9 protein-coding genes are annotated in these 9,482 nt (G+C 73.3%); 5 read left to right on the top strand and 4 right to left on the bottom strand.

The annotated features are described in order from the left end of the window. Positions 1–43: 43 nt before the first annotated feature. The 3 genes from ACFWI8_RS32595 to ACFWI8_RS32585 all read right to left on the bottom strand — a co-directional run bounded on the left by ACFWI8_RS32595 (position 44) and on the right by ACFWI8_RS32585 (position 3,395). Positions 44–382: a P-II family nitrogen regulator gene (locus ACFWI8_RS32595; RefSeq protein ID WP_387098944.1), complete on the bottom strand. Its 339-nt coding sequence runs from the start codon at positions 380–382 to the stop codon at positions 44–46. Further along, on the bottom strand, positions 379–1,569 hold the full coding sequence (locus tag ACFWI8_RS32590; RefSeq protein WP_387098948.1) for an ammonium transporter: 1,191 nt from the start codon (positions 1,567–1,569) through the stop codon (positions 379–381). Before ACFWI8_RS32590 ends, ACFWI8_RS32595 begins: the two co-directional genes overlap by 4 nt. Before the next feature lie 305 nt (positions 1,570–1,874). Continuing rightward, complete coding sequence (locus ACFWI8_RS32585; protein ID WP_387098942.1) at positions 1,875–3,395, bottom strand: hypothetical protein; 1,521 nt, start codon at positions 3,393–3,395, stop codon at positions 1,875–1,877. Between the two features lie 299 nt (positions 3,396–3,694). Here ACFWI8_RS32585 and ACFWI8_RS32580 point away from each other — a divergent pair, with 299 nt between their 5' ends. Continuing rightward, positions 3,695–4,402 (top strand): bifunctional DNA primase/polymerase, encoded by a 708-nt coding sequence (locus tag ACFWI8_RS32580; RefSeq protein ID WP_387098940.1) that lies wholly within the window; start codon positions 3,695–3,697, stop codon positions 4,400–4,402. Positions 4,403–4,432: 30 nt separating this feature from the next. Here the strand turns inward: ACFWI8_RS32580 and ftsY are convergent, their stop codons facing one another. After that, positions 4,433–5,656 carry a signal recognition particle-docking protein FtsY gene (ftsY, locus tag ACFWI8_RS32575; RefSeq protein WP_387098938.1) on the bottom strand — a complete coding sequence of 408 codons (1,224 nt, stop codon included), beginning with the start codon at positions 5,654–5,656 and terminating at the stop codon, positions 4,433–4,435. Between the two features lie 233 nt (positions 5,657–5,889). Between ftsY and ACFWI8_RS32570 the strand changes: the two genes are divergently transcribed. The 4 genes from ACFWI8_RS32570 to ACFWI8_RS32555 are packed head-to-tail and all read left to right on the top strand — an operon-like array spanning position 5,890 to position 9,481. Continuing rightward, positions 5,890–6,792 carry an ABC transporter ATP-binding protein gene (locus tag ACFWI8_RS32570; RefSeq protein WP_387098936.1) on the top strand — a complete coding sequence of 301 codons (903 nt, stop codon included), beginning with the start codon at positions 5,890–5,892 and terminating at the stop codon, positions 6,790–6,792. Next, entirely contained in the window at positions 6,789–7,562 is a 774-nt protein-coding gene (locus ACFWI8_RS32565; RefSeq protein ID WP_387098934.1) for an ABC transporter permease, read from the top strand. Before ACFWI8_RS32570 ends, ACFWI8_RS32565 begins: the two co-directional genes overlap by 4 nt. A 43-nt stretch (positions 7,563–7,605) precedes the next feature. Then, complete coding sequence (locus ACFWI8_RS32560) at positions 7,606–8,853, top strand: sensor histidine kinase (protein ID WP_387098932.1); 1,248 nt, start codon at positions 7,606–7,608, stop codon at positions 8,851–8,853. After that, positions 8,846–9,481 carry a response regulator gene (locus tag ACFWI8_RS32555; RefSeq protein WP_387098930.1) on the top strand — a complete coding sequence of 212 codons (636 nt, stop codon included), beginning with the start codon at positions 8,846–8,848 and terminating at the stop codon, positions 9,479–9,481. Before ACFWI8_RS32560 ends, ACFWI8_RS32555 begins: the two co-directional genes overlap by 8 nt. Position 9,482: the final 1 nt, after the last annotated feature.

Raw genomic sequence — 9,482 nt, 5'->3', positions numbered from 1 at the left:
GTCGCGGGGCGACGACCCGGCGCACGGGCTTTCGGGTCCCTGGTCAGAGGGCGTCGGGGCCGCGCTCGCCGGTCCTGACCCGGACGGCGGTATCGACGGGCACGCTCCAGACCTTCCCGTCACCGATCTTGCCGGTGCGGGCCGCCTTGACGACGACCTCGACGAGCTGGTCGGCGTCGGAGTCCTCGACGAGGATCTCGATACGGATCTTCGGCACCAGGTCGACGGTGTACTCCGCGCCCCGGTAGACCTCGGTGTGCCCGCGCTGCCGGCCGTAGCCGCTGGCCTCGGTGACGGTGAGGCCGTGCACCCCGAAGGCCTGGAGGGCCGCCTTCACCTCGTCGAGCCGGTGCGGCTTGATCACCGCGGTGATGAGCTTCATGCGTCAACCTTCTTCGCGTCGGCACGGACCGGGACACTGTCGACGGACACCGGGGCGGTGCCGGACTGGGAGAAGTCGTACCCGGTCTCGGCGTGGTACGCCAGGTCGAGGCCCGCGGTCTCCTCCTCCTCGCTCGCCCGGAAGCCGATGGTGCGCTGGATCAGCCAGGCCAGGAGGTAGGTGACGACGAACGAGTAGGCCAGCACGGAGAAGGCGCCGAGGGCCTGCTTGCCGAACTGCTCGAAGCCGCCGAGGCCGCCGGTGGCCAGGAAGCCGACGAGCAGGGTGCCGACGAGGCCGCCGACGAGGTGGACGCCCACGACGTCGAGCGAGTCGTCGTAGCCCAGCTTGTACTTCAGGCCCACGGCCCAGGCGCAGGCGATGCCCGCGACCACGCCGATGAGGATGGCGCCCATCGGGTTGACGTGCGCGCCGGACGGGGTGATGGCGACCAGGCCGGCGATGGCGCCGGAGGCGGCGCCCAGGGTGGTGAACGCGCCGTGGCGGATGCGCTCGTAGATCAGCCAGCCGACGATGGCGGCGCCGGTGGCGACCTGCGTGTTGAGGGCCATGAGGGCGGCGGTGCCGTTGGGGCTGAGGGCGGAGCCGGCGTTGAAGCCGAACCAGCCGAACCACAGCAGGCCGGCGCCGAGCAGCACCATGGGCAGGTTGTGCGGCCGCATCGGGTCCTTCTTGAAGCCGACGCGCTTGCCGATCACCAGGGCGGCGGCCAGACCGCCCGCGCCCGCGTTGATGTGCACCGCGGTACCGCCGGCGAAGTCGATGACCTCCTGCTCGAACAGCCAGCCGGTCGGCGCCCACACCCAGTGCGCGACCGGGAAGTAGACGATGGTCACCCACAACACGATGAACAGCGCCCAGCTGCCGAACTTGACGCGGTCGGCGAGCGCGCCGCTCATCAGGGCGGGGGTGAGGATCGCGAACATCAGCTGGAAGACGATGAAGGCGATCTGCTCACCCTGGTCCACGGTGATGTCCTGGAGACCGAGGTAGTCCAGGTTTCCGAGGATCGGGCTGCTGCTGGTGTCGCTGAAGGTGAGGGAGAAACCGTAGAGCACCCACAGGAGGCTGACGATGCCCAACGAGATAAAGGACATCATCAGCATGTTGAGGGCGCTCTTGACCCGGACCATGCCGCCGTAGAAGAAGGCGAGGCCCGGGGTCATGAGCATCACCATGGCGGCACAGATCACCACATAGGCGATGTTCGTCGATGACAGCACTTCTTCAGGACTCAACGTGGACGTCTCCTCGGAATTACGACCCGTGCGGGCAGGATCATGGGGTCAGGATTCGCCACAGGCTCTCTGAGGGCCGTTTCGGTCGATGGCCCCATTTGTTTCACGGGCGTGACGATGGGGCCCGACGTGTTACACGGTAATGAAGTGGATCTGTCCGCGGCCGCGGCGCGGTTATCGTGTCCCGCACCGCCGACGCCGCCGAGGTCCGCCCGCCACGGCCGCGTCCCGGGTCAGACGGCCCGGCTCGCCCGCCCCTGCCTGAACTGCGTGGTGGCGAACTCCGAGACCTCGCGCACCTCGGTGACGTCGCCGAAGTCCCGCCAGGCGGTGGCAAGCGTCTTCCGCAGCCGGTTGTCCACCCGTTCGGAGCGCAGCCGCTCGGCGAGCCGCATCGCCTGCATGGCCTGGGCCGCGCAGGCGCCGGGCTCGCGCGCGAGAAGGTGCACGGTGGCCATGCCGATGAGGTTCAGTGCATACGACCTGTGGTGCCCGCCGTCCGGGTCCTCCTCGCATTCGCGGGCGAAAAGCTCCACCGCGCGCTCCATCAGCGGCCTGGCGTGCGAGAGGTAGGAGGTGGAGCGGCCGGCGACGTAGGCGAGGTCCCGGTAGGAGTGCGCGTTCTCCGCGTTGAGCTCGGCCTCCGAGAAGAAACCGATCCAGTCCGGCTCGGGCTCGGCCGGGTCCCGGTCGTGGAAGGTCTCCTGGGCGAGCCGGACGGCGCGGTGGCACTTCTGGGTGTGGCCCAGGGTGGCCTGCGCGCGCCCCTCCATCGCGTACAGCATGGCCTGGGTGCGGCCGGTGGCGCCGTCCCTGCTGCCGTACTGGGCGAGGTGGATCAGCTCCAGCGCGTCCTCACCGCGGCCCAGGTGGATCATCTGGCGGCTCATCTTGGAGAGGATGTACGCGCCGAGCGGGCGGTCCTCGGCCTCCTTGGCGGCGTGCAGCGCCAGCACGAAGTACTTCTGCGCGGTGGGCTGGAGCCCGATGTCGTAGCTCATCCAGCCGGCGAGCTCGGCGAGCTCGGCCGTGACGCGGAAGAGACGTTTGCGCACCGGTCCCGGATGCGATTCCTGCAGCAGGTCGGTGACCTCGTGGAGTTGGCCGACGACGGCCTTGCGGCGGAGCCCGCCGCCGCTCTGCGCGTCCCACTGGCGGAACTGCGCGATGGTCGCCTCGAGCTCGGCGAGCTCGGGCCCTGAGAGCCCGGTCAGCCGGCGGGAACCCGCGCGGTCCTGGCCCGGCACGGCGGCCAGCGTGGCGCCCGCCGCCTCGTGGCCGCCGCTCGGCGTCGGCACGAGCCAGCGCTGCATCGGCTCTATCAGGGCCGGCCCCGCCGACATGGTGAGGGAGGTGCCGAGGAAGCCGCGCCGGCCGAGCATCAGGTCGCTGCGGGAGAACTCGTTGATCAGCGCGACCGTCTGCGGGCCCGCCCAGGGCAGGTCGATCCCGGAGACCGCGGCGGACTGCCGGGCGGAGCGCAGGCCCAGGTCCTCGACGCTCACCACGCAGCCGAACCGCTCCGAGAACAGCTCGGAGAGGATGCGTGGTATCGGCTCGCGGGGCTGCTCGCCGTCCAGCCAGCGCCGGACCCGGGAGGTGTCGGTGCTGATGTGGTGGGCGCCGAGCTGGCGGGCCCGGCGGTTCACCTGCCGGGCCAGCTCGCCCTTGGACCACCCGCTACGGTGGAACCACGACGTGAGCCGCTCGTTCGGCTGTCTTGCGGCGGTGCCGCCACTGCCGCTACCTCCCACGGTTAAGCCCCCATCCCGGGTCTCCCGATCTCGCCCGCCGCCTGCTGACAACGAGTCTAGGAATGCACTGAAAGTAATCCTACGGTCACCGGTGTGGCGAGTGGCGCCAGGGAATCGCCACCATTCGCCACCCCTCCGCGTGAACACTCATGCCCCTGGTACGCGCTTCACTTGTACGCACGATGTTCGACGTTGGGGGAAGCGAAGCACGACGGGGGCGCGCGTTATCGAACGCACTCCCCACGGCGCGCCCCACCGCCAGGCGTAACCATCGGCAGACCGACCCCGTTGGAGAGTGCATGGGCTTCACGATCGGCGGAATGCGGGAGATCCGGGAGCTTCGGCTGGCCGCCCGGCGCCCACGGCGCTCCGGCCGGGCCTCCCTCGCGACGGCCGTGGCCGAGTACACGGGCCTGTGGGGATGGGACGTGGTGCCCGGCGTCGGGGCCACCAGGCGCGGCGGGGCGCACGGCAGGGTCGAGTGTCGCTGCGGGCGGGCGGACTGCCCGGCGCCAGGGGACCATCCGCTCGATCCCGACCTCTCGGTGCCCGCCGGCACCACGCTCGACCAGGTGCTCGACGTGTGGGACGCGGCCTGGGCCGCGGCCCCCGGCGGGGCCACGGTGCTGCTGCCGACGGGGCTCTCCTTCGACGTGATCGACGTGCCGGCCGCCGCCGGCCGCCTGGCGCTCCCCCGCCTCGATCGGATGGGCCTGCCCCTCGGCCCGGTGGCGCTTGCGCCGCACGGCCGCGCCTGGTTCTTCGTCGCGGCCGGCGCCGCCGCCGAGTTGCCGCAGCTGCTCTACCGCACCGGCTGGGACGACGCCCTGCTCGACCTGCGCGGCCTGGGCAAGGGCGCCCACGTCACGGCCCCGCCGTCGGCGCACGCCGGCCTCGGCCCGGTGCGGTGGCTGCGGCCGCCGGCCCTGGAGACGGCGGCAGCCCCGCCGCAGGCCCGACTGCTGCTCGGCACCCTCGCCTACGGTCTCGCCGCCGCCACCCGGTGACGACCGGGCCGCCGGGGCGGCCCGGCCCGCTCAGTCGATCAGCGCGTCGACGAACGCCTCGGGGTCGAAGGGCGCCAGGTCGTCGGGGCCCTCGCCCAGGCCCACCAGCTTGACGGGCACGCCCAGCTCGCGCTGCACCGCGACCACGATGCCGCCCTTGGCGGTGCCGTCCAGCTTGGTCAGCGCGATACCCGTGACGTCCACCACCTCGGCGAAGACCCGCGCCTGGACCAGGCCGTTCTGCCCGGTGGTGGCGTCGAGCACCAGCAGCACCTCGTTGACCGGGCCCTGCTTCTCGACCACCCGCTTGACCTTGCCCAGCTCGTCCATCAGGCCGGCCTTGGTGTGCAGCCGCCCGGCCGTGTCCACGAGCACCACGTCGGCGCCCTCCGCGATGCCCTCGCGCACCGCGTCGAAGGCCACCGAGGCCGGGTCGCCGCCCTCGGGGCCGCGCACCGTGCGCGCGCCCACCCGCTGGCCCCAGGTCTGGAGCTGGTCGGCGGCCGCCGCCCGGAAGGTGTCGGCCGCGCCGAGGACCACGGACCTGCCGTCCGCGACCAGCACCCGGGCCAGCTTGCCCGTGGTCGTGGTCTTGCCGGTGCCGTTGACGCCCACCACGAGCACCACGGCCGGCCGCTCCTCGCCGGTCTCGGAGACGCCGCCCTCGGTGTGCACCGCGCGGTCCAGGTCGGTGCCGACCAGCGCCAGCAGCTCCTCGCGCAGCAGCGCCCGCAGCTCCTCGGGCGTCCTGGTGCCGAGCACCCGCACCCGCTCGCGCAGCCGGCCGACCAGCTCCTGCGTCGGCCCCACGCCCACGTCCGCGGTGAGCAGCGTGTCCTCGATCTCGTCCCAGGTCTCGTCGTCGAGCCGCTCGCGCGAGAGCAGGGTGAGCAGGCCACGCCCGAGCGTGTTCTGCGAGCGGGCCAGCCTGGCGCGCAGCCGCACCAGGCGCCCCGCGGCCGGCTCCGGCACCTCGATCGGCGGCGCCTCCGGCTCGGCCAGGGCCTCGGCCTCCTCGGCCGGCGGCAGCGCGACGTCCTCGATGGTGCGCCGCTCCTCGTCCACGCCCACGGAGGCGTCGTCGCCGATCTGCGGCTCCCCCGGTTCCCCGGCACGCTCGCGGGCCTTCTCCTCGGCCTCCTCGACCCGCGAGGGCGGCGGAGCGGGCTCGCGGCGGCGCAGCGTGATGGAGAGCGCGCTGATCGCGACGACGGCGACCACGGCGATGATTGCGACGAGGATCAGGATGTCCATCGGTTCCCTTGGTGGTGCCTTCGGAAGAGCGGCCTGCCCGGGCGGCCCGGCCGGCGCCGGCCCCGAGCGCCACCAAGTATCGCCGACGCGCCCCGCCCGCGGTGGCCGGGTCGCCCCATCTCCACCGCTTCCACCCGACTCCGGGTCGTACCCGGGGATCAACCGATCGGTTGACCCGTGGTCGAGCCCGAAGGCCGATGCGGTGGAACGGCCCCCGGCGGAACCCTGGGGCCATGTCCATCATCGAAGTCCGGGACCTGCACAAGTCCTACGGCGGCCGGGTCGTCGTCGACGGCGTCTCCTTCACCGTCGAGGAGGGCGAGATCTTCGGGGTGCTCGGCCCGAACGGCGCCGGCAAGACCACCACCGTCGAGTGCGTCGAGGGCCTGCGGGAGCCCGACGCCGGCGGGATCCGGGTCGCCGGCCTCGACCCGGTCGCCGACCACGCCGCGTTGACGGGGGTGCTCGGCGCCCAGCTCCAGGAGAGCGAGCTCCAGCCCAAGCTGACCGTGCGCGAGGCGCTCGAACTGTACGCCGCCTGCTATCCGCGCCCGGCCGACTGGCGCCAGCTGGCCGAGCGCCTCGGGCTGACCGGCCGGCTCTCCACCCGCTTCGCCAAGCTCAGCGGCGGCCAGAAGCAGCGTCTCTTCATCGCGCTCGCCCTGCTCGGGAACCCGCGGGTCGTCGTCCTCGACGAGCTGACCACCGGCCTCGACCCGCGGGCCCGCCGCGACACCTGGGAGCTCATCGAGGACGTGCGGGCCGGCGGCGTCACCGTCCTGCTGGTCACCCACTTCATGGAGGAGGCGCAGCGCCTCTGCGACCGGATCGCCGTCATCGACCAGGGGCGGGTCGCCGCCCTCGACACCCCGGCCGGGCTGATCCGGCGCTCCAACGGCGCCACCCTGATCAGCTTCACGCCCTCGGCGCCGCTCGACGAGAGCCGGCTCGCCGAGCTGCCCGACGTCGCGTCCATCGCCTGGAAGGACGACCGGATCACCCTCGCCGGCACGGACGAGACGGTGAGCGCCGTCATCACACTGCTGGCCCGCGGCCACATCACCGCACACCAACTCCGCGTCACCGACGCCACCCTGGACGACGCGTTCCTCGACCTCACGGGAGCCGACCGATGAGCACCGTCAGCACCGCCGCCGCGTCGCGGCGCGCCACCACCGCGGCCGTGCTGCGCGCCGAGGCCCGCCTCTTCCTGCGGGAGCCGGGGACCCTCTTCTGGCTGCTGCTGTTCCCCGCCCTGCTGCTGGCGATCGTCGGCGCCATCCCCTCCTACCGGGAGGTGGACGACGAGCTCGGGGGGCTGCGGGTCATCGACCTCTACGTCCCCGTGACCGTGCTGCTCGGGCTGCTCGTGGCCGGCTGCCAGGCGATGCCGCCGATCGTCACCGGCTACCGCGAGCGCGGCATCCTGCGCCGGATGTCGACCACGCCCGTCCCGCCCTCCGCGGTGCTCGTGGCGCAGATGGTGCTGAACGGGGTGGCCGCCCTCGTCTCGGCCCTGCTGGCGCTGGCCGTGGGCCGGCTGGTGTACGACGTCGCGCTGCCGGACCAGCCCCTCGGCTACGGTCTCGCGCTGCTGCTCGCCGTGGCCGCCGCGCTGGCGCTGGGCGGCGTGATCACGGCCCTGGCCCCCACCGCGCGGCTCGCGACCGCGGTCGGCACCGCCCTGCTGTTCCCGATGATGTTCTGCGTGGGCGTCTGGATCCCGATCCAGACCATGCCGGACGTGCTCGCGCGGATCGTCGAGACGACGCCGTTCGGCGCGGCGGCCCAGGCGCTGGGAGAGGCCGCCGCCGGCGACTGGCCCGGCTGGTACCACCTCGGGGTGCTGGCCGCCTGGACGGCCGCGGCGACGGCGACCGCCACGCGCTGGTTCCGGTGGGAGTGAGCCGGCCGAACGGCGGCGGGAGCGGCCGGTGGAGACTGGGCTGGTGAGAAACGTGTCGGATGTCGAGCGGCGCTGGGACCTCTTCGACCGGTGGGGGCCGCACGCCCTGCTCGGGGTGGCCCTGCTGCTCGCCGTCGTCACGGCCGACGAGCTGGGGATGTCCCGCGCCGCCCGGATCGCCACCGCCCTCCTGGCGGTGGCCGCCGTCCTCCTCCAGCTCAGCTGGCAGCGCCTGGCGCGCGGGCCGTCCGCTGCGGGCGCCTGCCACTACTTCACGCGCTGGGCGCTCTCCCTCGCCCTCACCTGCCTCAACCCGTTCTTCGGCGTCTACGCGGTCCAGGGCTACTTCAGCGCCGACCGGCAGCTCCCGCGGCGGCTGGTGCGGACCGGCCTCTACGCCACGGCCGTCGTGATGGCCCTGTCCAACGTGGGCGGGCCGGCGCAGCTGCGCGCCTGGGGTCCCGCCTGGGCGGTGTACGCGGGGCTACTCGGCATGCACATCGGCCTGGTGCACGTCTTCGCCCACCTGGCCGCCAAGGAGCAGGCGCAGGCCGAGGCGCAGGCCGCCTTCATCGTCGAGCTCGAGCGGACCAACGCGGCCCTGCAGCAGGCCCTCGACGAGAACGCGGCGCTCCACGCCCAGCTGGTGGTGCAGGCCAGGGAGGCGGGGATCGCCGACGAGCGGCGCCGGCTCGCCGCCGAGATCCACGACACCATCGCGCAGGGCCTGACCGGGATCATCGCCCAGCTCCAGGCCGTGGAGAAGGTGGACGACCCGGCGGTCGTCCACGAGCACGTGGACCGCGCGGCGCGGCTGGCCCGGCACAGCCTGGGCGAGGCCCGCCGCTCGGTGCACAACCTGGCGCCGGTGGACCTGGAGCACGACGCGCTGCCCACCGCGCTCCGCAGGACGGTCGTCGAGTGGTCGGAACGGACCGGGGTGCGCGCCGAGTTCACGCTCGCCGGCGCCTCGCGCCAGCTGCACAACGAGCTCGCCGCGACACTGCTGCGGATCGCCCAGGAGGCACTGTCCAACGCGGCTCGGCACGCCCGGCCCTCGCGCGTCGGCGTGACGCTGACCTTCGTCGGCCCGGAGGTCATGCTCGACGTCCGGGACGACGGCCTGGGGTTCGACCCGTCGGCCGTGCCGGCGCGCAGCCACAGCCGTGGCTTCGGCCTCGCCGGCATGCGGACCCGGGCCGAGCGGGTGGCCGGCTCGCTCACCGTCGAGTCGGAGCCCGGCCTCGGTACCGCGGTGTCGGCGCGCGTACCCTTGGTCGACCATGACTGACGGGCCGCCCATCTCCCTGCTGATCGTCGACGACCACCCCGTCGTGCGCGACGGGCTGCGCGGGATGTTCGCCTCGGAGCCCGGCTTCACGGTCCTCGGCGAGGCGTCGGACGGCGTGGCGGCCCTGGCCCTGGCCGAGTCCCTCGACCCGGACGTGATCCTGATGGACCTGCGGATGCCGGGCGGCGGCGGGGTGGCGGCCATCGCCGAGCTGACCGGGCGCGGCGCCCGGGCCAGGGTGCTGGTGCTGACCACCTACGACACCGACTCCGACACCCTCCCGGCGATCGAGGCGGGGGCCACCGGTTACCTGTTGAAGGACGCCCCGCGCGAGGAGCTGTTCGCCGCGGTGCGCGCGGCGGCCGCCGGACGCACGGTCCTCTCCCCCGCGGTCGCCTCCCGGCTGGTCTCGGCGGTCCGCTCCCCCGGCAACGAGCCGCTCTCCGCCCGCGAGCGCGAGGTCCTCGCCCTGGTGGCACAGGGCACATCCAACCGCGAGATCGCCCGGGAGCTGTTCATCAGCGAGGCCACCGTCAAGACCCACCTCACCCACCTGTACGCCAAGTTGGGCGTCAACGACCGCGCGGCCGCGGTGGCCACGGCCTACGAGCGCGGCATCCTCGGCTAGG

Source organism: Streptomyces sp. NPDC127098, from assembly GCF_042722465.1.
Lineage (GTDB): Bacteria > Actinomycetota > Actinomycetes > Streptomycetales > Streptomycetaceae > Streptomyces > Streptomyces millisiae.
This window is presented reverse-complemented; position numbering and strand designations above follow the sequence as displayed.